This is a genomic window from Cyclobacterium sediminis, from assembly GCF_054781075.1.
In genome coordinates, this window is record NZ_BAAGVC010000011.1 from 362,800 (window position 1) to 384,228 (window position 21,429).

The following is a 21,429-nucleotide window of genomic DNA, read 5'->3' on the forward strand; positions in this document are numbered from 1 at the left end:
TTTTACATGGAAGGATTAAGGCAACAACTTATATACTATGGAAAGAAGCTAAAAAACTAAAACAACAAACTATATTAGAAACAAAAAAAAAGGGAACCGCATGGTTCCCTTTTTATAATTGATCGGTCAAGGTAATTATTTTTTTACCCTGATTTTTTCTTTAATCCTTGCGGACTTACCATGTCTTCCTCTCAAGTAGAATAATCTGGCTCTTCTTACTTTACCTTCTCTCAAAACCTCAATTTTTTCAATGCTTGGAGAGATGATTGGGAATATTCTTTCTACACCAATACCATTAGAAATTTTCCTTACGGTAAAAGTTTCACCATTGGTATTAACATTTTTTCTTTGAATCACGGTTCCCTGAAACTGCTGTACTCTTTCTTTAGCACCCTCAGTAATTTTTACGTGAACATTGATAGTATCTCCTGCCTTAAAAGACGGGAATTTGGACCTTACATCCTTGTACTCCTGTTCTACGAATTTAATAAGTAGTTCGCTCATTGCTTTACTATTTTGCTTATCGCTTTCCTGGACACTTTAAAAGTATCCTTAATTATCTTTTCGTTCTATGTTATTATCGTCATTCTCCTTGGAGTATTCGCCTTGCATTAAATCAGGCCTCCTTTCATGAGTGCGACGTACCGATTGTTCAAACCTCCATGACTCTATCTTAGCAGCATGTCCCGAAAGCAAAACCTCAGGCACCTTCCATCCTGCATATTCTGCAGGCCTGGTAAAAACCGGAGGCGCCAATAGGCCATCCTGGAAAGAATCTGTCAAAGCAGAAGTCTCATCATTCAAAACACCTGGAAGCAACCTAATAATCGCATCTGTTATCAATGCCGCAGGAAGTTCTCCTCCTGAAAGCACAAAATCACCTATGCTGATCTCCTTTGTAATGAAATGTTCCCTTACCCTTTCATCTACGCCCTTATAATGGCCGCAAAGAATGATAAGATTTTTTTTCAATGACAAAGTATTGGCCATTCCCTGATTAAATGTTTCACCATCAGGTGTCATGTAGATAATTTCATCATAATCCCTTAATTTCTTTAGGGAATTGATACAATTGGCTATGGGCTCGATCATCATGACCATTCCTGCGCCACCACCAAAAGCATAACCATCTACTGTCTTTTGCTTACCAATACCATAAGTTCTTAGATCATGAACTTCCACTTTTGCCAAACCTTTCTCTTCAGCCCTCTTCAAAATTGAATGAGAAAAGGGACCTTCAAGCAGGCCGGGTAAAACGGTTATGATATCAATATGCATCAGCTATCAATCTTCCAGATAAATGTCAATCAAGCCCTCAGGCAAGCGACAGAAAACTTTTTTCTCTGCCTTATCTACTTTTTGTATGATCCCATCCTTTAAAGGAATGAGTACTTCTCTGTCTTTGTATTCCATACCAATCAAGTCTTGGGTCTCCATATCATAGATCACCTTAACTTTCCCCAACTCCCCAAGTTCCTCGTCTACAACCAGAAAATCCACCAATTCGTGAAAATAATACTGGTCCTCATCAAGTTCCGGGAGCGCGGTAACCGGCAGGTATAAAGCCGAACCAACCATGGGTTTTACTTTGTCTACATGATCAAATTCCTCAAACTTGGCTAAAAACCTGTTATTGGGCTGTGGTACCATGTGCTCCAAAATATAAGGAACCAACCTGTTACCATTCTCCACAAATACATGTCCTAGACCTTCATAGTCATCGGGATAATCAACATCCAGCACTAGTATAACCTCTCCATGTAGCCCATGAACTTTGGCAATATGGCCCAATTGGAAACAATTGTCTTTGTTCATGGCTGTAGATCAGTTTATGCTTTGTCTTCTGATGCTTCTTCTCCGGCTGCAGGAGCTTCTCCTTCAGCTGGCGCTTCTTCTGCAGGAGCAGCAGCTTCTTCAGCGGCTTTGGCTTCAGCCTCAGCTGCAGCTTTGGCTGCATCTTCTCTTTCTTTGATTGCGTCAAGACGAGCTTGGTTTTTAGCAGTTTCTGCTTCCAATGCTGCTTTTTTAACGCTCTCTTTAGCAGATTGAATCTTCTCTACTTTGCTAGAAATGGCTTTCTCTTTGCCTTCTAACCAAGATTGGAATTTTTCATCCGCTTGCTCTTGCGTAATTGCACCTTTTACAACACCCACTTGAAGGTGTTTTTTCAACATGACGCCACGATAGGAAAGCATCGCCTTCACAGTATCGGTTGGTTGCGCACCATTCATCAACCATTTCAACGCTCGGTCGTTGTTGATATTAATGGATGCAGGGTCAGTATTTGGGTTGTAAGACCCGATTTTCTCGATAAAGCGTCCATCTCGTGGAGCCCTAGCATCAGCAATTACTACATCATAGATGGCCATTTTTTTACGACCTCTACGTGCTAATCTGATTTTTACTGCCATATTATATTGACTTTTAGTTAATTGATGGATCCCGTCCATCGTTAATTTTTGGACTGCAAAGATAAGGTAATAATATCAAAAAGAACAATAAGACTAAATTTTATTTGCGTAATAGAAAAATAATGGTTTAAATTGCGGTGTTTTTAAGGGAAAAAGATCCCAAAGACCAGGCCTATCCAGGTTAAAACCCTGCAAATCAATTGGGTTCCCTTTCTTAACAAATAATTAGCCTCGTAGTTCAATGGATAGAATAGAAGTTTCCTAAACTTTAGATGCAAGTTCGATTCTTGCCGAGGCTACATTAAACCCCTTATACTTTCAGTATTTGGGGTTTTTCTTTTTCTACCCATCAAAATTAAAAAGCCTCCTTTTTTAGCGTAAGATCCATAGCCGTAAGCAATCGTCCTATTAACCAGACCTAGCAAATTACTATAAGTCTAACTACCAATTTTTCTTTTGTCTTATAAGAAAAATAGCTCCTCTTTCTAAGCCAAACTATTAAAGTTACCGGTTTAAAATTATTTAAAATTTAAAATAGCAATCCGATGAATGGCAAAGTAATTGCGGGTTAAGCAAAATTGAAACATTAGGATGTGAAAAATTCAGTCCTGCTTCTAAGTCACAAAAAAACAATGATATACCTTTATAATAATAAGCAATACCTAGCCCTTTCTGATACAGCTTATCATTGGTCTAATCTTAATGTATGAAAATAATTTTTATTCAATTAAAGGAAATACCTTTCTAGAATTCAAGACCCACAGGGTAATTAATAACACGATGCCAATAGAATTTAAATACCTTATACTTTTATCCTTTATTTTTATGGTAGAAACAACCTTATATACCGCAGATGCACAGGAAGTACCTGAAGTAGCCATAGGCGGAGCATTGAGGTTTAATTACAACCTATCCTCCTGGAAGCCTGCTCAAAAAAGAAGAGGAGGAGAGTTTGGATATGATTTATTCCGAATAAATGCAAAGGCCGCCTATAAAGGCATTAACCTCAATGCTGAATACCGATTGTATAGCAATGCTTTTGGTGGCGGAATGCTTAAACAAGGTTGGTTTGGGTACCATTTTGATGAAACCAATGAAATCCAACTAGGGCTAACTCAGGTGCCTTTTGGAATTCAGCAATACAACTCCAACAATTGGTTTTTCAACCTACCTTATTATGTAGGACTAGAAGATGACCATGACATGGGTATAAAATACAGGCACACTGGAGATAAGGTGGAATACCAATTGGCCTTTTTTAAAAATGCAGAAGAAACACGTTTTGGAAACACCACTGAAATTACGCACAGCAGGTATGCGTATGATGTGGCAGGGAGAAACAAAGAGTTCAACCAATTGAATGGTAAATTCATTTATAAATTTGGCAAGCAACTAAAGCATAGGCTTGGTGTCTCAGGCCAATACGGACGACTTTTTAATTTAGACACGGAAGAAACAGGCAATCATTATGGACTGGCGATACACTACGAACTCACTTATAATGACTGGAACATCAAAACAGAAGCCATGAACATTTCCAATAACCCGGCAAATGCCGCAGGTATTTCAAGGGACGAGATTTCAATGGCAGCCTATGGAGCAGCCTATAATGTGGCTGCTGACTTTAATATTTATACCTTTACCATTGCCCGAAATATACCCGTAGAATGGGATCCAATTTCCTCTTTAAAGATTTACAACGATTTCGGATACATGCAGAAGAAAAAGGAGGATTTTGATGACTCAATTATGAATGTGACCGGATTGTTAATCACTGCGGGAAATATTTATACTTATATTGATTATGCTGCCGGCTTGAATCATTCCTGGCTGGGAGGAAATTTTGTTGACGATTTTAGCAGGGGAACGCCTGAAGCAGGCTGGGAAGCCAGATTCAACGTCAATATTGGATACTATTTTTAGAATCAGAAAACATTACTAGTAATAAACAAATACTGTATGGCTAAGAAGATATTAAGAAGCGATGAAAGAAAATCAATCATGGGATTGGATGTAAATGGACCGGTATTTTTTACCTCTACCATTTTCATTATTGTAAGCATAGCGCTTACCCTTATTTTCAGGGAGCAAGCAGAATACTATTTTAATGAAATCCAAAGTTTTATTTCCAACACAGTAGGTTGGTTCTTTATCCTGTGTGTAAATGTATTTTTGATTTTCGTTATATATCTAGCCTTTAGTAAATATGGCGAGATAAGAATAGGCGGCAAAGATGCCAGACCCGAGTTCAAAACCCTCTCTTGGTTTGCCATGCTTTTCAGCGCAGGAATGGGCATAGGACTGTTGTTTTGGAGCATAGCTGAGCCGGTTACCCATTTTATGACACCACCACTAACGGAAGGGGGGACACCTTTTGCCGCTCAGGAGTCCATGAATTTTACATTTTTACATTGGGGATTTCATGCCTGGGGAGTATATGCTTTAGTAGGTTTATCCTTAGCCTATTTCACCTATTCTCACGGACTTCCCCTGACAATCCGCTCCGTTTTTTATCCTATCATGGGAAACAAAATCTATGGAAAATGGGGAGATCTTATTGACATTTTTGCTGTTTTAGCCACCCTCTTTGGGCTTGCCACTTCCTTAGGCTTGGGCGTACAACAGATTGCAGCAGGCTTGGCCCATGTATTCGGAATCAGTAGTGGGATTGTCACACAGGTCTCTCTAATAGCAGGCATTACACTTATCGCAACAGTTTCTGTTGTTTTGGGAGTAGACAAGGGCGTGAAATTCTTAAGCGAGTGGAACATGAGGATAGCAGTGCTCTTACTGGCACTGGTAGTTATTCTGGGGCCTACGATTTTCATCTTTCAGTCATTTGTTCAAAACACCGGCAATTACCTTTACAGTTTTCTGGAAATTGCCACCTGGACAGAAAGCTATACAGGGAATAACTGGCAAAATGCATGGACTGTTTTTTACTGGGGCTGGTGGATAGCCTGGTCTCCATTTGTAGGCATGTTTATTGCCAGAATTAGCAAGGGTCGAACCATTAAAGAATTTATCCTGGGTGTACTATTTGTCCCTTCACTCATTACTTTTTTCTGGATCACTGCTTTTGGAAGCACATCCATTCAGCAAGCATTATCAGGAGATCCTACCATACTGAATGCCGTAGAAGATAATGTAGCGACAGCTTTGTTTGTTTTCTTGGAAAACTACCCTTTTGCGGTCATTCTAAATGTGATAGGAGTTATCTTGATTGCCGGATTTTTTATCACTTCATCAGATTCAGGATCTTTGGTGGTAGACAGCCTTACCTCAGGAGGAAAAATTGATGCACCTGTAGGACAAAGAATTTTCTGGGCACTTACCGAAGGCGCTGTAGCAGCAGTCCTTCTAATTGGCGGCGGTCTACAAGCCTTACAAACAGCATCTATAGCTACAGGTCTTCCTTTTGCCTTTATTCTCCTATTTATGTGCTATTCCTTATACATTGCCCTAAAAGATGAAAAGCAACAATCTGAAGAGCGAAAAGCCCAAAAGGAATGGGAAAGCTATGAAGAAAGGCTGGCAGATATCATTAAAAAACGCAGTTCGGAAAAAACAAAACCCAATCAATAAAGAATCGGTTATGAAAAAGGAATATAAGAACATACTTGTAGCACTAGACCTTTCAGACTTAGATGAGGTACTGATCCAATACAGCTCATTTCTTGCTGAAAAATTAAAGGCTGAAAAAGTTTATTTTGTTCACAACATTAAAAAATATGACATTTCAGAACTCTTTGAAGAACAATTGAAGGAGATAAACCTTGATGAGGTAATTGGAGATGAATTGAATGAAAAAGTTCAGGAGCACTTTAGTTCAGATATCCCTTCTGAAGTATTAATTTCTGAAGACCCTTACAGTGAATCCTTAATCAAATATGTTGTAGACAAATACGGGATCCAACTTGTTTTGGTAGGCAACAAAAAACATGAAAAAGGTACAGGCTTAGTAAGTAGCAAATTACTAAAACTGCTAAGGTGTGATGTACTAGCGATCCCTCGCCTTGCAAAATTCAAAATTGAAACGATTTGGGCCGGAACAGATTTTTCTCCCGAATCTCGCAAGGTGTTTCAAGTAACCGAGGCTTTATATGAAAAAGAAAAAACATCACTCAAACTAGTTCATGTTTACAGTGTGCCCTTGCAGTTTTCCCCATATGTTTCACCGGAATTTATGGCGCCAAAAGTAGAAAAACACATGAAAGAAAAAATAGAAAAGTACATAAGAAAAACGGCTTATCCCGAGTCTATTGAACCTCTGGTTTTTCACGGCAGAGAATCCGGTACGGCACAAAAAATCATTGCCAATATAAAAAAATCAAATGCTGACCTTATGGTGGTGGCAGACAAAGGAGGGAATACATTTTCACCTTTTGCAATTGGAAGCGTAACTGAAGAACTTTTCAATGCGAATTATGGAGTTCCATTATGGGTTGCGAAATAACCTATAATGGAACCTTCGGGAAATTGTGAACTTCTTTTTCCTCCCCTTCTTGATGAAAAATTATTTTACTTGGCTTAGCCCTTACTGCTATAGCCCTTGCTTTATCGTAAGCCTCCTTTTCATTTTTAAACACTTGAACCAAGCCCCCATCATCACTTAACACCTGCCATTGCTCCTTCTCCCCATCCCGCTTTACAGTAATTACCCTTTCTTTAATGATGGTAGACTTTCCTTTTATAAGATCCAATATCACTTTGCCATCACTGTAATTTCCCCCGGGGTAAGGCATTGGAAGCATGGCAAAAAAAACATAATAGAATGAGAAATAAGTGAACTGATAAGTGAACATACTTTCACTTATCAACCCTTGCTTTATCAGAAATAACACCAATATTATCCCTACAATATTGAAGATACTCCCCCCACCAAAGATCAGTATATTGCTCCATTTTTGCTTTCTTTTTAAATTCTCAAATGTACAGACCCCGTACCAAAAATAGTATTTGCGAACCTCAAGCATTCCCAAATTAACAATTGGTTTTCCTGAACCCACACTTATTTTTACGTTCTTACCACCCATTAACCAGGCAAAAAATACGTGCCCTCCTTCATGTAGAATTGATATAATTGGCAACACCAGAAAAAATGCCAAAAAGAATTTAGGTAGATCGCTAATTTCAAACATGCTCTTGGTCTTGGTTAATTGTCTTTTCCCCTTCCAAAAACCACAAATCATGCCGAAAAAAAAATAAAAAAGGCACAATAATAATTCCACCAAACCCCTAATTCCCAAAGGGTATGACAATATGTTAGCCAAGAGCATCAACCCTCGAGAAATTAGGTATAGGTACGTCTTGATTTTGGCGGTATTGTTGCTCCTTTTTGCAACAATCCTGACAAAATCATAACGAAAACAAAATCGATAAAAACGGATATTCTCCCTGCCGAAACCCCGAGCCCTGAAGGGGCGACAAAATAATAGCCGAGGGTGTCAGCCCTCGGAATACAATGAAAAAGCATACCTTGATTTTGGCGGTATTGTTGCTCCTTTTTGCAACAATCCTGACAAAATCACCTAGTGAATCTGCAACAAAAAAGCTATGAAATAAAATCTCATAGCTTTAGTCAATTAACAATAAACCCAAAATAACCTGCTGTAGGAGAAGGAGTCGAACCTCCACGGAGCGGTTAGGAAAAATACGAGCTCGATATCTTCTTTATCCTGTGATCTCCACCCCCGAGACAGGAGGGCATGTCTGCCAGTTTCATCATCCTACAGTATATATCAGCAATAAAGCTTCCCTTTACTACCAAAGACCTTTTGTCTTTGTTTGATATATCAAAGGTAATAAAAAGATTAATAAGTTAAAATTACGGCAACAATAAATGCATATTTTTACACTATATTTATTAAACATATTAATTTGTTTTATTTTCATTAATTCAATACTTCTAAAATCAACCCTAATTAAAAGATTTGTAATAAATAAAACACACAACCTCGATTTGACAAATAAAGTAACATTTCTTGCCTTCAAAACACATCTACCTTGGGAATGAAAACAAGCATTTTCACCCGTATTCCAGCCTATTTTTAAGAGAAGCCGAGATAAAAATCTCCGACTTCAACGTCTCCCAAACTCCGGAGAAGTGTCATTTTTGTAGCCGAGGGTATCAACCCTGGGGAAATGAGTTATATGTACGTCTTGATTTTGGCGGTATTGTTGCTTTTTTTTGCAACAATGCTGACAAAATCACTTTCGCCCATAGTTATCCAAATTTCTACCTGTTTATTTTTCCCCCTGAGTTGTCTCGCTTAGGGCAGGCCCTGAGTGAGTTAAAAATCAGGGCAGGCCCTGAGTTGCTACGCTTCAGGGCAGGCTTAACACAAAAACGAACCAAAAAAGTCAAGGCTGTCAAATCTTATTTCAAATGATGGGTTATTGTTCAGAGATGAGATTCCTCTTACGTAGCCATCATTTGATTTTTGAATCAAGGTTTCAGGCTAAAAATGAGTGGATCTCCTTATGGGAGCTAACTCATTTTCTTAACGCCCTCCACCCTGCTCCAAAAACCATAACCTTTGAAGGCCGATAAAACCTAATAGGTTATGCTTTCAAGAAAAACTACGGATATCGATATGGAAACTCTCTGACCATAAATCCAAAACTCCCTAGGAGTGTCATTTTTGTAGCCGAGGGTATCAACCCTCGGGAAATGAGTTAGATGTACGTCTTGATTTTGGCGGTATTGTTGCTTTTTTTTCTGCAACAATGCTGACAAAATCTTATCGAAAACAAACGCTTCGAACTCTTTTACGGGTTTTTGAGGTGGGAAAGGGTGCGCCAGTCTCCCAAATGTTGAGATTCCTTCGCCTTCCTTCCCGCATGCCCCCCGCAAAGTCTCGGAATGACGAATATATTAACTTCCGCCTTGTAGATTTTCGGCGTTAAGAAATTTAAGATGAGAAGGCAAGGGCACAGGCCCTGTTTGACGAAGTTTTTGGTTTAGTTAACATTAAAAAACAACACAAACATTATAACCAAAAACTAAGGAGTTTGCCTGTGTGCGGGAGGCCTTAAATTTTAGTCGAAAAGATACTCAGCGGTGGGGTTTTCTCCTGACTAGCTCCGCTTCAGGACAGGCCACTGAGTTGCTCCGCTTCAGGACAGGCCACTGAGTTGCTCCGCTTCAGGACAGGCCACTGAGTTGCTCCGCTTCAGGACAGGTTCCTTACTTTTTTGACCACTGAGTTGCTACGCTTCAGGGCAGGCCCTGACCGCTTCGCATCAGGACAGGCCCTGACCGCTTCGCATCAGGGCAGGCCTACAGCAAAAAAGTAAAAATGCTCTTTTTAATTGAATGCTGTCATCATGATTGCTGCGTTTTTAAATGTTAATTCTTGGAAGGACGATTTTTTCAAAATTTTTAGGCGAACTCAGTTCATATTATTCACGCAAAAACCCAAACCCTGAAAGGGTGAAAATATTATAGCCGAGGGTGTCAGCCCTCGGGATATAATTAAAAAGCATACCTTGATTTTGGCGGTATTGTTGCTTTTTTTTCTGCAACAATGCTGACAAAATCACTTAGAAGATCCACAAACAAAAAAAAAGCTATGAAATAAAATCTCATAGCTTTAGTCAATTAACAATAAACCCAAAATAACCTGCTGTAGGAGAAGGAGTCGAACCTCCACGGAGCAGTTAGGAAAAATACGAGCTCGATATCTTCTTTATCCTGTGATCTCCACCCCCGAGACAGGAGGGCATGTCTGCCAGTTTCATCATCCTACAGTATATATCAGTAATAAAGCTTCCCTTTACTACCCAAAGACCTTTTGTCTTTGTTTGATATGTCAAAGGTAATAAAAAGATTAATAAGTTAAAATTACGGCAACAATAAATGCATATTTTTACACTATATTTATTAAACATATTATTTTGTTATATTTTCATTAATTCAACACTTCTAAAATCAACCCTAATTAAAAGATTTGTAATAAATAAAACACACAACCTCGATTTGACAAATAAAGTGACATTTCTTGCCTTCAAAACACATCTACCTTGGGAATGAAAACAAGCATTTTCACCCGTATTCCAGCCTGTTTTTAGGAGAAACAGAGATAAAAACCATCCGAAATCAATTAATTATCCCAACTAATCGATATTTTAGAATATAGGTTTAACCAAACAAGCCAGAATAGCTTTACCTCAGCATAAGAAAACAAACCATGAACAACGCTCTAAAAATCACATTTTTTTCATTTTGGATCATTAGCGGATGCTCCATCCAGCGCAATAATGCGGTAATCCAAAGTCTGTCAGGAAAACAACAACCCACAGCCAATGAAATTTGGCTAACTCATGAACATATTTTGGTGGATTTTATCGGGGCAGATAGCATATCCTCAAGTAACTGGAACCATGAATTGGTAATAGATGAAATGACACCCTATTTGGAGGAGTTGAAGCCATACAATGTCAGTTACTTTGTAGACGCAACTCCTAACTATCTTGGAAGAGATGTATTATTGCTTGAAAAGATTGCCCAAAGAACCGGACTAAAGATCCTTACCAATACAGGCTTGTACGGAGCAAGTAACAACCAATTTATTCCGGATTTTGCAAAAAAATTGACGGCCAAAGAATTGTCGGACATGTGGATAAAGGAGTTTACTGATGGCATAGACGGGAGTTCCATCCACCCCGGTTTTATTAAAATTGGAGTTGACAATTCGGATCCTTTAAGCCTTATGCACAGCAAGCTGGTAAAAGCTGCTGCCCTAACTCATCTGGAAACAGGCTTGACCATTGCTTCCCATACCGGAACAGCCAAAGGTTTGTGGCCACAATTGGCGATACTAAATGAACTTCAGGTTTCTCCCAAAGCCTTTATCTGGGTACATGCACAGTCAGAGACCAACCCGGAAGCCTTCCTTAAAGCAGCAGATAAGGGGTGCTGGATTAGCCTTGATGGCCTGGGTTGGGACCTTGAAAAGCATTTAGAAAAAATAGTTTATGCCAAAGAGAACGATTTTTTGGACCGTATTTTGATTTCCCATGATGCAGGATGGTACGATCCTCAAAAAGACCAGCAAAGCATAAAGGGCTATACCAATATTTTCAGCCAACTTATTCCTGCTTTGAAAGCCCAGAACTTTACAGAGGAAGACATTCAGCTGCTGTTAAGCACAAACCCTTCAAAGGCTTTCTCTATCAAAATCAGAAAAACAAAATGAAGGGTAACGCAAGTGAAAAAGTCTGAATTTCTTTGTTAGGCATTAAAAATACTTGCAAGAAAATCCAAAATCACTAATCGCAATCAAATTACCTCATGGACACACCCAAACTTGTCCCCCAACAACCGCTATATTCTACCATTGAAATCCGATGGTTCTTCAGTTCTCCAATTGAGGAACTAGTGAATTTCGTAAAAGAGCTTTCATTGTATAAAAATAAACCGGAAACCCGTACAGACACTTACTTTCCAATGGCAGACAGGCCGGATCTGGGGCTTAAGGTTAGGGATGATATTTACGAAGTAAAACAAAGACAGGAATGGACCATCCCTCTCCCGGAATCCCAGCCTTTGCCCGGTAAGTTTGAAGCCTGGGACAAATGGACGTTGGAAAAATTACCCAAAACTGAAAGTAAATTAACCGGTTTACCCATTATAAAGAAACGCTGGCTGACAAGCCTTGACCAAGCATTTAATGTTATTTCCAATTTCTCAAACCCTCCGCAGGAAATTCAAATCGAATATACAGAAATCAAAATTGAAGCTACAAACCATTATACTTTTGCCTTGGAAATTTCAGGCTTCCCTACCCCGGAAAAGCTTCTTGAAATTGCCAGAAAAACACCAATCCACCCGAGGATGACCGCAGAAAACTGTTGCAGCTATCCTGCTTTTATTTTGGAAAATGTAGTAAAAAAATAATCCCCAGTCATAAGAAAATATCTCATGACTAAGGATTACATTATCTATTAAAGGGCAAATCTATTGTTCCTTTTCCCAATATTCTTTTGCTTTCAATTTCTTCTCTTTCTCCCATGCTTCAATTTTTTCTGAATATGCCTTGGCCCAGGATTCCATCTTTTCTGCATTTTCCGCGGCCCAAACTTCCATTTTCTTTTCAAATTCTTTTATTTTAGGCTCGTTCTCTTTCTGCCAGGCTTCCATTTTTTGCTCAAACTCCTTCATTTTAGGCTGAAATTCTTTTTCCCAGGCTTTCATTTTTTCCTCGAACACCTTTTGGGATTTCTCCATTTTCTGTTGCAGCAACTCCATTTTCCGCTCAAGCTTTTTCTTTTGTTCCTGTGACAAAACGGAGGTATCCCCCTGCAGCATCACTATATTTCTTGCATATACTTGAATACTGTCTCCAAAACCACCCATAATGTTATGGGTAAAGTGAGCCAAGCTATCGTTAAACACGGGCGGACTAAAATTAGCAATCGGAGCCGGGCTTAAATTCAACACAGGCGGTTGTTGCGGTAAAGGCAAACTATCCGAAACTACTGAGTGAATAGTCGTTGTTACCTTATTATTCGAATGAATGACTACTTCTACATCTTCCGAAACATCATGATCAAGGTCTACATCTACATTTTTATTGATGATAATCACAGTATCTTCCACTTCAATGGACTGTGGCAAGGTATCCATCAAAAAGTAAGTATTATCATCAAATTTTGATTCCAAGGCTGTGGAAACCCAGCGTTCCTGGGTTTTTTTAACCTCATTGGCATTGCCGATAAATAGAATGGCGCTAAATATTAGGGTAAGTATCATTGTTTTAGTGATTAAAGGTGAATTGGAAAAACGGGCAGGCTCATTGCCCAGCATCCTTTTGATTCTATTGAGTAATGGGAAATTGGATGAATGGGCTGCAATGGCCAATTCAGGGGATTGCTCCACAGCATCGTTGGCGACTATAGCCAAAGCATTGGCCAAATCGATTGCTTTTACTCCGGCCTGAATAGCGATATCATCTGCAATATGTTCTCTTGCTTCTTTCACCAATCCATTGACCCACCAAAAGGCCGGATGATAAAAAAACAAGATTTCCAAAACAGACTGCATCAGGTTGACAGTAAAATCATACCTACGGATATGCGCCAACTCATGGGCAATTATGGCCTCCAACTGTACCGGAGACAATTGCATGATCAAAGCTAGGGGAAGCAAGACTATTGGTTTAAACATTCCATAGGTTATGGGTACAGTGATTTCCGAACTTAGCCGGAATTCAACCGGAAAGCTTAAATCATACTTGGTCTTTATTTTTTGAACACGCTGAAGGATATTTTGGGGGACATTATTATGCGACCTTGCCTTTAATTGCTTCAAAGCAACAAAATTCCCCAAATGCCTCACAAAATAAAATACAACACCAATTACCCAGAAATAAACCAAGTAAGGCAAAAGGTATGCTATTCTTTCTGATAAATAAGCCGACCAAAGCAATTCGTTTGCTACAGGCTGAACATCTGCTTGTAGCTGACTGCTGATAGCCGGAGCTTCAAGCCCTTTACTTTGAATGGACTGCAATTCCATTAAAAATGTCCCGACAAAGAAGCAGCACATCAAAGCCAAGCCGGCTAAACCAAGCATGTACTTTTTTTGTGGACTATTTAAGGCTTTAAACCTAAAAAGCAACCACATCCCTGCCGCTACGACGAGCAGCTGCCAAAGTGAATGGGCCAGTGTCCATCCCAAAGCTTCAGCAAAGTGCGATACAATCCATTCGGTATTCATTGTGAATCATTTTCTATTTTATCCAAAAACGCACGAATCTCTTTGATCTCCTCCTTAGAGGGCTCGCTCTGACCCAAGGCTTGCATGACCAACTTCTTGGCTGATCCTCCAAATGCTTTTCCTATAAAATTTTTAACCAAAGACTGCTGGGTATCTTCTTGGGAGATCAAAGCACTGTATATGTGACTTCTTTTCTCCTCGTCTCTTGCCAGCAATCCCTTGGCATGCATGTTTTGCATGATTTTTAATGTTGTCGTATAGCCTGTTTCCTTGGTCAAAGACAATTCTTCGTGCACCTGCCGAACACTTGCTTGCTTTTTTTCCCAGAGAATGGCCAATATTTCTAATTCTGCTGCTGTGGGCTTGTCCATAGTATTGTTATACGATTTATTTCGTATCAAATATATACGACAAAATTCGTAATTACAAATTATATACGATTTTAATCGTAATTAAATATAGTTAAAAATAATTTGGATTGGTTTTCCCTTTGCGAGGGGAGCTGGTTAATTTTACGCCATGTGCTTACTGACATTTAGCTGGAATCAACATCCCAAATACAAACTTATCATGGTTGCCAATAGGGATGAATACTTTAATCGTCCGACCAAAGGCCTCCACCAATGGGACAATGGCATCTATGCCGGAAAGGATTTAAAAGGAGGAGGCACTTGGATGGGTTTTCATACCAATGGTAAATTTGCCGCCCTAACCAATTATAGAGACCCCCAAAACGACAAGCCTTTGAGCAAGACCAGGGGCGAATTGGTAACCAACTTTTTAAATGGAAGCCAATCTCCCAAGGATTATTTGAGGCAAATAGAAAAATCGCAGCAGAATTACAATGGCTTCAACTTATTGGTAGCTGAAAAGGAAGAATTAATGGTGTTTTCAAATTACGGAGGCGGCATTCAAGAGGTAATCCCAGGCATCCATGGGCTTTCCAATGCTTTTCTAAACACTCCCTGGCCAAAAGTAGAAGCTGCCAAAGCCGATCTTAAAAACCTTTTGGAGCAAAAAACACCTTCCCTGGAAGATTTAATAAAATTGTTACAATCAAAGGAAAAAGCACCAGTAGAATTACTGCCCAATACCGGTATTCCCATAGAGTTGGAACAAACCATTTCTTCCCAATTTATCCGGGTAGATGATTACTACGGGACGGTCAATACCACAGCCCTGTGCTGGGGCTATGATGGGAACGTTTCCATCAAAGAAGTACGCACCATTCCTGAACGGGAAATCAATGAAAGTACTTTTGTAAGCCGGTAATTGAAAAAGCGCTGCAAGAAAAATAAAATATAAAAAATTATATCCGTTCAATTTGGACCGAATACCTACATCCTATTCTATACGGCAAGAAAGCCTTTCAAATTAATTGGTTTGGCATTTAATACTTATTGGGCTGCAGCCCCCCTATATTGCTTTCAATGGAAAGGAAGTTTCTAAACTACAGTGGGGTTACAATATTTATGAGGATTTCCGTGCGTAATAAAAGCACCAATTTCGACTTAAACGAAGGAAAAAGCCCCTATAGTGGGCAGGAAAAGAATTTTTAAAATCAATTTCAAACGATTTTGGTAGTAGGAAAATTCTGAATTTTGTATCTTGGGGTAAATATTTTTTTCAACCCAATGCGGAAGACCATTATTTTGAAAAACGATAGGTTTCAAAAGCTGCCTATTATACGGCTAGAATTCCCCTATGATTTCGAGTTAAAAGAGATTGTTAAAGGATTTCCGGAATGTAAGTAACCGAGAAATTAAAGAGATTCGAAGTCCAATAGAGGATATGGACATAAAAATATAAAGTGAAATAAAACTACACAAAGTCAACCAAATAAGGATATATTGTGCAATAAAACTGCGCCTATAAACAAGTTATCGGCAAGTTTAGCGAACGACACAAAGAACATTTACGAACAGGCAAAGAATGAAATTAAAAGACATAGAACTTACAGTCGACAATCATTTTGTAGCGATGGAGTATTACTATTTGATACTTAACAGAACATTTCTTGTAATTAAATCAAAAGGACTTTTAATTGGCATTCAAGGTAACGGACTTGTAAGCGTTGAAGGTGGTAAGGATATTCTCACACGAGAAATAACCTCTAATATGGCTATCAAAGGCGACTTGACAAATCCTTACTCCTATTTAAAAAACAAGTATTTAGAAAAAATCGCTGACTTGAATTTACCTGATGGTAGTATTGTTGAAGCGAATAAGACGAATTTTTTAATAAAGTTGTCAGACATTAAATCAGCCATTTACAATCCTTCTAAAAAATTTGGAATGGGTCCATATCCTCACGATGGAAGAGTGACAATTGAAACTTACGACAACAACAAAAGAGAATTCATTATTCTTGGAAATCAATCAGGCGAACATATTGCACACTTAATAACAACAAAATGAAACATAAATAAATGAAAATACTTCTCTTATTCTTAACAATCACAGCAGTAACAACAATTACAACCTTTGGACAAAATTTTGAAGGTAAAATCTTTTACTCCAACACCTACAAAAGTAAAAACACCCAAATGACAGACCAACAATGGACTTCAATGATGGGTTCAACACAGGAATATTTAATTAAAGGTGGCAATTACAAATCAATTGCCAATGGGACTTTGGTTCAGTGGCAGCTGTACATAAACAAGAACAATAAACTCTATAATAAAATGTCTAATTCCGAAACTGCATTTTGGAATGACGGCAGCGTTCAAGGTGACGAAGTATTAAAAGTTGAAGTCAATAAAAACGTAACAGAAGTATTAGGTTATAAATGTGACGAAGTAATTCTTACTTGCAAGAGTGGAATTCAGAAATATTACTTCAATCCCAACCTTTCTGTTGACACCAAACTATTTACAAATCACAAATTTGGCAACTGGTTTGACTATCTTTCTAAATCAAACGCTTTGCCTTTAAAATCAGTTATTGAGAACGCACAATTTACTTTAGTAAGTATAGCGACTGAAATAAAGCCATTAAAACTTGACGACAAAGAATTTGAATTGCCGGCTGGTATTAAAACAGACAAAAGCCCTTACTAATGACGAGAAAACCAGCCGATAACACGGGTTTTGCGTCAGGCGGGGTGAAGTGCAAACTTGGAGCTTAGTGCTTCTATGCAAGTGTAGTGCAGGTTGACAGTTTTGTGCTCCGAAACCCGCCCGAACGCAAAGCCCGAAAACGTTGTAAGCCATATACGAAATCCATAATGAGTAAAAATTTTTCATCGGACAAACCAGTAGAAAATCCTGAAGAGGACAGATTCCAGAGATTTGGATTTTCCAAAAGAATTGCTGATACTATCAAACAAAGAGACGCTGACGAAGGAATAGTAATCGGAATTTACGGAGCTTGGGGAGAAGGAAAAACATCTGTCCTAAATTTTATTCAAAACGAATTAAATCAAGATGAAACCATATTGCAAGTTTCTCTAAATCCTTGGAGATATAATGATGAAGAAACTTTAATCAAAAATTTTCTCAAAAAAATTGCTGAAGTTCTAGGTAAAGAACTAGATAGTAAGAAAGAAAAATTTGGCAGTTTTATAGAAAGATATGGCAGTTTTGGTTCGATTATAGGTAAAGATTTAACGGATGTAGGAAAAACTCTTTCTAATGTCGATTTAGAGGAACTCAAAAATAGAATAGATGAATTTCTTAAAGAAAGCAAGAGTAAACTTGTAATTTTCGTTGATGATATTGACAGATTAGACAAACAAGAGATTTACTCGCTTTTCAGACTTGTAAAATTAACTGCTGATTTTACCAATACAACTTATATTCTATCATTTGATGAACAAATGGTGGCATCAGCTATTGGCGACAGATTTGGTGCTGGTAATGAGAAATCTGGTCAGAATTTTTTAGAAAAAATCATTCAAGTTCCTTTACAAATTCCTCAAGCACAAATAGCTGCCCTTAAAAAATATTGCTTTGAACTTGTTGATAAAGCAATAAATGAAAGTGAACTAGAGCTTAATGAAGAAGAAGTACAACGATTCGTTTCAGCTTTCTCTCATAATGTTCTTTTAAGGCTTTCTACACCAAGAATGGCAGTTAGGTATGGAAATTCTTTATCCTTTGCTATTCCACTTCTCAAGGGAGAAGTAAACCACGTTGATTTAATGCTTATGGAAGCAATTAAAATATTTTATCCAAAGCATTATGAATTTATAAAAAATAATTCAATTTATTTTACTTCATCGTATTCATCACATTCGTATGGCGGTCAAGGTGTAAAAGGGAAAAAGGATGAACTTTCAGAACATTTAGACAATCTCGGTTCTGATTTATCAAAAGCGGAAAAAGGTGCTATTTTAAATCTATTAAAATCGCTATTTCCAAGACTTAATGAAGCGTTTCATAATACTTTTCAACACGAGGGACATAAAGAATGGCTTAAAGAAAAAAGAGTGGTTTCAACTAGTTACTTTAATAGATACTTTTCTTATGCAGTAATTGATGGGGAATTATCAGATGTTGCATTTGATGAATTTGTAAATTCAGTTGAAAAAGCAGAATTAGTTGATACTGCCAAAAAAATTAAAGAAATTATTGAACATAGCTCTGTTGATACCTTCCTTTTCAAAATCAGAACTTACGAAGAAGACTTGAGTTGGAAATCTACTATGAACTTATCATTGTCAATTTCTTTAATGGGAGATTTATTTCCAAAAAGTAAATCATTCTTTGCATTTGGTATGGATGGTGCGCAATCACAGGCAGCTATTTTTATTTACAATCTTCTTAAAAAGCATAAAAGCGAAGAGGACGTTTTTGAACTTGCAAAAATACTAATGGGTAAGGACGTACCTTATGATTTTGCATATGCATTAAATAATTGGATGCGTTCTGGCAAGACACCTGAAGAAAAACTATTTACAAACGAACAATATACTGAACTAGCAAAAATTTTAAGAACACGATTGTTAGAAGAGTGCGGAGAAAAACCAATTTTTGAGGTGTTCCCAGACAATTTATCTTATATCTTTTCTACTTGGTTTGAAGAAAGTCCAAAGGAGTTAGAAACTTATCTAAAAGGTTTTATTGATAAAGACGCAGAGCAATTAAAACAATTATTAGTTGCAATGACACCAACTGCAACTAGTACAAATCATCCTGAACCGTATAAATCAAATTTCACGAAAGAACATTATGAATATTTAACCAAATTATTGGATAAAGACTATTTACATAAAATAATATCGGATAACTATTCGGAAGAAGTTGAAAAGGAGAAAGTGCAATTTTTTGATTTTGAGAATAATCAAACAGATTTAAATATTTTAAGACAGTTTGAGCATTGGTATTCAAAGGATGACGGAATTCAAGAGGCGGAAATCGTGGAATAAATACGGCTTACAACAATGTATAAAAATAATAGCGGTTTTAGTGCTAAATCTAAAGTAGGTAAATATAAAAAAGGTCAGTGTTTAACCGAAAAGTTAGTCTGTTTAAATCCGCTACTATTCTTATACTAGACCGTTAGTGGCAAATAAAAAATGAAATACCTAGCATTGATTTTTATCATCTTTATTCATTGTTCCCCAAAAAAGGAAAATGAATTACCAATATCAATTGAAGGAGAATGGATAGAGATATATGAAGATACTGAGGGGATTTATGATTGGTCAGGACTTAAATTTGAGAATGATACCGCATATAGAATAAGTGATTTTGGCTTAGTGGTAAAGGGAGCCTATTCGATTGTTGAAAATCGCATAATCACAGATGAATTAGATGGAGTTTTAGAATGCACAATCCTAAATCTTACAGAGGATAGTTTGAAAATTGAAAGAAATGGAGAAGTTAACCAATACTACTCAAGAAGATTAGAGTACGATAAAGATTTGAAAATTAACTCTATCTCAATATCTACCTATAAATGTATGGACTTATGTTGGGAGTTTGATTATAGATTAGAAAGTGATGGAATTGAGGTTTTTAATGGAAAATACAATACCCAAACCCTTGGAATAAGGAAAGGTAAAATGGAGGATAAGTTGCTCAGGGAAATAGAAAGCCTGTTTAAATGGTCAAACATAAAGCGACTTAACCCAGAACGGGTTCCAATAGCAATGGATGGATGGTTAATAGAATTCGATATTAATTTTAATGACAACGAGTCAATTTCCTTTTCAACAACAGATTTTGAAATCCCTTATAGAATCAAACCAATATTTCATTTAATTCAGAATCACCTTAAAAAGAAAGGATTAAAGTAATCTGCCACTAACATCACCTTGGAATACAGCGGGCGGTTTCGATTAAATATGAAAATCATTATCTTTAAGAAGTTAGGTGTAGGCTGGAAGCGAACGTCTCCAAAAGCCCGCCGGCTCCAAGCTGAATCACGTTAGCGGTTATGCAAAAACAACATCAATGAAAGAAAAATTATTAACAATATTATTATTAATACTTGTACAGGTTTCTGTAAATAGTCAAATAATATCTGGCAAGATAATGGATGAAAACAAAAATGTTCTGCCATATGGAAATATTGGGATTGTTGGTTTAAATAAAGGGACTATCTCTTCCGATAAGGGCTTGTACAGTATCGACATTTCCAATATTAATAAAGAAAAAACACTTAGATTTTCCTTTGTGGGATTTAGAAGTGTTGATTTCAGAATTGGCGATTTAATATCTGATAAAGTTTCTATACTGAATATTACTATGGATAAGGAAACATTTCAACTTGATGAAATAGTAATAGAATCAAATAATGAAGAACCTATATATATTGGTGCGAAAAAAAGAGGTAGAATGTCTTGGGTTTGGAGTGAATCTACGAAAGGGGCAGAAATAGGCGCATTATTTAAAATAAAAAAGTCTACCCTTTTAAAAAAAATATATTTCCATGTAAAGAAAAATTATTGTGATAGTATCAACTATAGACTAAGAATATATGATGGTACAGAAGAGTTTCCTGTAAAAATAATTAACACTAAGGACATTAGATTTATTTCTAAAATTAAGAAAGGATGGGAAAGTATTGATATTTCAAATTATGATATAAAAATTGATACTGACTTTATTATTACATTAGAAACATTAGAAAGTTGGACTAGTGGAAAATATCGAACGACCCATTTGTCAGTAAGTAGAAAACAAGGGAATAGCTATTCAAGAACTTCAAGTATGGCTCAATGGACGGAATTTGGTAATGAAATGAGTTTTAAGATAGAAATACGTGAATAAAACAATAAAGCACAAACCGCTAACAATGACTATAAGTAATTGCTTGTTCTCGCATACTTCTAAAAATCCGCAAGGA

19 protein-coding genes and 1 tRNA gene are annotated in these 21,429 nt (G+C 37.4%); 13 read left to right on the forward strand and 7 right to left on the reverse strand.

Going from position 1 to position 21,429, the window contains the following annotated elements:
• Nucleotides 1–135 precede the first annotated feature (135 nt).
• From rplS to ACYVHJ_RS14505, 4 genes are read right to left on the reverse strand one after another with little or no spacing between them, the layout of a single operon-like run.
• On the reverse strand, nt 136–504 hold the full coding sequence (gene rplS / locus ACYVHJ_RS14490) for a 50S ribosomal protein L19 (RefSeq protein WP_339903326.1): 369 nt from the start codon (nt 502–504) through the stop codon (nt 136–138).
• A gap of 48 nt (nt 505–552) precedes the next feature.
• Nucleotides 553–1,278: a tRNA (guanine(37)-N(1))-methyltransferase gene (trmD, locus tag ACYVHJ_RS14495; protein ID WP_460515909.1), complete on the reverse strand. Its 726-nt coding sequence runs from the start codon at nt 1,276–1,278 to the stop codon at nt 553–555.
• Between the two features lie 6 nt (nt 1,279–1,284).
• On the reverse strand, nt 1,285–1,815 hold the full coding sequence (rimM, locus tag ACYVHJ_RS14500) for a ribosome maturation factor RimM (protein WP_460515911.1): 531 nt from the start codon (nt 1,813–1,815) through the stop codon (nt 1,285–1,287).
• 14 nt (nt 1,816–1,829) lie between these two features.
• Nucleotides 1,830–2,411, reverse strand: coding sequence for a 30S ribosomal protein S16 (locus ACYVHJ_RS14505; RefSeq protein WP_303615081.1), 582 nt, complete (start codon nt 2,409–2,411; stop codon nt 1,830–1,832).
• A 227-nt stretch (nt 2,412–2,638) separates the two neighbouring features.
• Here ACYVHJ_RS14505 and ACYVHJ_RS14510 point away from each other — a divergent pair.
• The 4 genes from ACYVHJ_RS14510 to ACYVHJ_RS14525 all read left to right on the forward strand — a co-directional run bounded on the left by ACYVHJ_RS14510 (nt 2,639) and on the right by ACYVHJ_RS14525 (nt 6,867).
• Nucleotides 2,639–2,710 (forward strand) — tRNA-Arg (locus ACYVHJ_RS14510).
• Between the two features lie 481 nt (nt 2,711–3,191).
• Complete coding sequence (locus tag ACYVHJ_RS14515) at nt 3,192–4,334, forward strand: hypothetical protein (protein ID WP_460515913.1); 1,143 nt, start codon at nt 3,192–3,194, stop codon at nt 4,332–4,334.
• 36 nt (nt 4,335–4,370) lie between these two features.
• Nucleotides 4,371–5,996: a BCCT family transporter gene (locus tag ACYVHJ_RS14520; protein ID WP_460515915.1), complete on the forward strand. Its 1,626-nt coding sequence runs from the start codon at nt 4,371–4,373 to the stop codon at nt 5,994–5,996.
• Nucleotides 5,997–6,006: 10 nt separating this feature from the next.
• Nucleotides 6,007–6,867 carry a universal stress protein gene (locus ACYVHJ_RS14525; RefSeq protein WP_460515917.1) on the forward strand — a complete coding sequence of 287 codons (861 nt, stop codon included), beginning with the start codon at nt 6,007–6,009 and terminating at the stop codon, nt 6,865–6,867.
• Nucleotide 6,868: 1 nt separating this feature from the next.
• Here the strand turns inward: ACYVHJ_RS14525 and ACYVHJ_RS14530 are convergent, their stop codons facing one another.
• Nucleotides 6,869–7,552 carry a site-2 protease family protein gene (locus tag ACYVHJ_RS14530; RefSeq protein WP_339903320.1) on the reverse strand — a complete coding sequence of 228 codons (684 nt, stop codon included), beginning with the start codon at nt 7,550–7,552 and terminating at the stop codon, nt 6,869–6,871.
• Nucleotides 7,553–8,395: 843 nt separating this feature from the next.
• Between ACYVHJ_RS14530 and ACYVHJ_RS14535 the strand changes: the two genes are divergently transcribed.
• The 3 genes from ACYVHJ_RS14535 to ACYVHJ_RS14545 all read left to right on the forward strand — a co-directional run bounded on the left by ACYVHJ_RS14535 (nt 8,396) and on the right by ACYVHJ_RS14545 (nt 12,312).
• On the forward strand, nt 8,396–8,803 hold the full coding sequence (locus ACYVHJ_RS14535; RefSeq protein ID WP_460515919.1) for a hypothetical protein: 408 nt from the start codon (nt 8,396–8,398) through the stop codon (nt 8,801–8,803).
• A gap of 1,800 nt (nt 8,804–10,603) precedes the next feature.
• Nucleotides 10,604–11,611, forward strand: coding sequence for a phosphotriesterase family protein (locus ACYVHJ_RS14540; RefSeq protein WP_460515921.1), 1,008 nt, complete (start codon nt 10,604–10,606; stop codon nt 11,609–11,611).
• A gap of 95 nt (nt 11,612–11,706) precedes the next feature.
• Nucleotides 11,707–12,312, forward strand: coding sequence for a hypothetical protein (locus tag ACYVHJ_RS14545; protein WP_460515923.1), 606 nt, complete (start codon nt 11,707–11,709; stop codon nt 12,310–12,312).
• Nucleotides 12,313–12,372: 60 nt separating this feature from the next.
• Here ACYVHJ_RS14545 and ACYVHJ_RS14550 read toward each other — a convergent pair whose 3' ends face one another.
• Entirely contained in the window at nt 12,373–14,133 is a 1,761-nt protein-coding gene (locus tag ACYVHJ_RS14550; protein WP_460515925.1) for a M56 family metallopeptidase, read from the reverse strand.
• Nucleotides 14,130–14,504, reverse strand: coding sequence for a BlaI/MecI/CopY family transcriptional regulator (locus ACYVHJ_RS14555; RefSeq protein WP_303614955.1), 375 nt, complete (start codon nt 14,502–14,504; stop codon nt 14,130–14,132). Before ACYVHJ_RS14555 ends, ACYVHJ_RS14550 begins: the two co-directional genes overlap by 4 nt.
• Before the next feature lie 148 nt (nt 14,505–14,652).
• Here ACYVHJ_RS14555 and ACYVHJ_RS14560 point away from each other — a divergent pair, with 148 nt between their 5' ends.
• The 6 genes from ACYVHJ_RS14560 to ACYVHJ_RS14585 all read left to right on the forward strand — a co-directional run bounded on the left by ACYVHJ_RS14560 (nt 14,653) and on the right by ACYVHJ_RS14585 (nt 21,353).
• Entirely contained in the window at nt 14,653–15,405 is a 753-nt protein-coding gene (locus tag ACYVHJ_RS14560) for an NRDE family protein (RefSeq protein ID WP_460515928.1), read from the forward strand.
• A gap of 660 nt (nt 15,406–16,065) precedes the next feature.
• Nucleotides 16,066–16,551 carry a hypothetical protein gene (locus ACYVHJ_RS14565; RefSeq protein ID WP_460515930.1) on the forward strand — a complete coding sequence of 162 codons (486 nt, stop codon included), beginning with the start codon at nt 16,066–16,068 and terminating at the stop codon, nt 16,549–16,551.
• Between the two features lie 11 nt (nt 16,552–16,562).
• Nucleotides 16,563–17,195: a hypothetical protein gene (locus ACYVHJ_RS14570; protein WP_460515932.1), complete on the forward strand. Its 633-nt coding sequence runs from the start codon at nt 16,563–16,565 to the stop codon at nt 17,193–17,195.
• Nucleotides 17,196–17,362: 167 nt separating this feature from the next.
• Nucleotides 17,363–19,504, forward strand: coding sequence for a KAP family P-loop NTPase fold protein (locus ACYVHJ_RS14575; protein ID WP_460515934.1), 2,142 nt, complete (start codon nt 17,363–17,365; stop codon nt 19,502–19,504).
• A gap of 150 nt (nt 19,505–19,654) precedes the next feature.
• Nucleotides 19,655–20,377 carry a DUF6438 domain-containing protein gene (locus ACYVHJ_RS14580; protein ID WP_460515936.1) on the forward strand — a complete coding sequence of 241 codons (723 nt, stop codon included), beginning with the start codon at nt 19,655–19,657 and terminating at the stop codon, nt 20,375–20,377.
• A 157-nt stretch (nt 20,378–20,534) separates the two neighbouring features.
• A complete protein-coding gene (locus tag ACYVHJ_RS14585; RefSeq protein WP_460515938.1) occupies nt 20,535–21,353 on the forward strand; it encodes a carboxypeptidase-like regulatory domain-containing protein in 819 nt (272 codons plus the stop codon).
• The last annotated feature ends 76 nt before the right edge of the window (nt 21,354–21,429 follow it).

Coding starts and splice junctions, on each gene's coding strand:
- rplS (WP_339903326.1), bottom strand. CDS start 504: ATGAGCGAACTACTTATTAAATTCGTAGAACAGGAGTACAAGGATGTA.
- trmD (WP_460515909.1), bottom strand. CDS start 1,278: ATGCATATTGATATCATAACCGTTTTACCCGGCCTGCTTGAAGGTCCC.
- rimM (WP_460515911.1), bottom strand. CDS start 1,815: ATGAACAAAGACAATTGTTTCCAATTGGGCCATATTGCCAAAGTTCAT.
- ACYVHJ_RS14505 (WP_303615081.1), bottom strand. CDS start 2,411: ATGGCAGTAAAAATCAGATTAGCACGTAGAGGTCGTAAAAAAATGGCC.
- ACYVHJ_RS14515 (WP_460515913.1), top strand. CDS start 3,192: ATGCCAATAGAATTTAAATACCTTATACTTTTATCCTTTATTTTTATG.
- ACYVHJ_RS14520 (WP_460515915.1), top strand. CDS start 4,371: ATGGCTAAGAAGATATTAAGAAGCGATGAAAGAAAATCAATCATGGGA.
- ACYVHJ_RS14525 (WP_460515917.1), top strand. CDS start 6,007: ATGAAAAAGGAATATAAGAACATACTTGTAGCACTAGACCTTTCAGAC.
- ACYVHJ_RS14530 (WP_339903320.1), bottom strand. CDS start 7,552: ATGTTTGAAATTAGCGATCTACCTAAATTCTTTTTGGCATTTTTTCTG.
- ACYVHJ_RS14540 (WP_460515921.1), top strand. CDS start 10,604: ATGAACAACGCTCTAAAAATCACATTTTTTTCATTTTGGATCATTAGC.
- ACYVHJ_RS14545 (WP_460515923.1), top strand. CDS start 11,707: ATGGACACACCCAAACTTGTCCCCCAACAACCGCTATATTCTACCATT.
- ACYVHJ_RS14550 (WP_460515925.1), bottom strand. CDS start 14,133: ATGAATACCGAATGGATTGTATCGCACTTTGCTGAAGCTTTGGGATGG.
- ACYVHJ_RS14555 (WP_303614955.1), bottom strand. CDS start 14,504: ATGGACAAGCCCACAGCAGCAGAATTAGAAATATTGGCCATTCTCTGG.
- ACYVHJ_RS14560 (WP_460515928.1), top strand. CDS start 14,653: ATGTGCTTACTGACATTTAGCTGGAATCAACATCCCAAATACAAACTT.
- ACYVHJ_RS14565 (WP_460515930.1), top strand. CDS start 16,066: ATGAAATTAAAAGACATAGAACTTACAGTCGACAATCATTTTGTAGCG.
- ACYVHJ_RS14570 (WP_460515932.1), top strand. CDS start 16,563: ATGAAAATACTTCTCTTATTCTTAACAATCACAGCAGTAACAACAATT.
- ACYVHJ_RS14575 (WP_460515934.1), top strand. CDS start 17,363: ATGAGTAAAAATTTTTCATCGGACAAACCAGTAGAAAATCCTGAAGAG.
- ACYVHJ_RS14580 (WP_460515936.1), top strand. CDS start 19,655: ATGAAATACCTAGCATTGATTTTTATCATCTTTATTCATTGTTCCCCA.
- ACYVHJ_RS14585 (WP_460515938.1), top strand. CDS start 20,535: ATGAAAGAAAAATTATTAACAATATTATTATTAATACTTGTACAGGTT.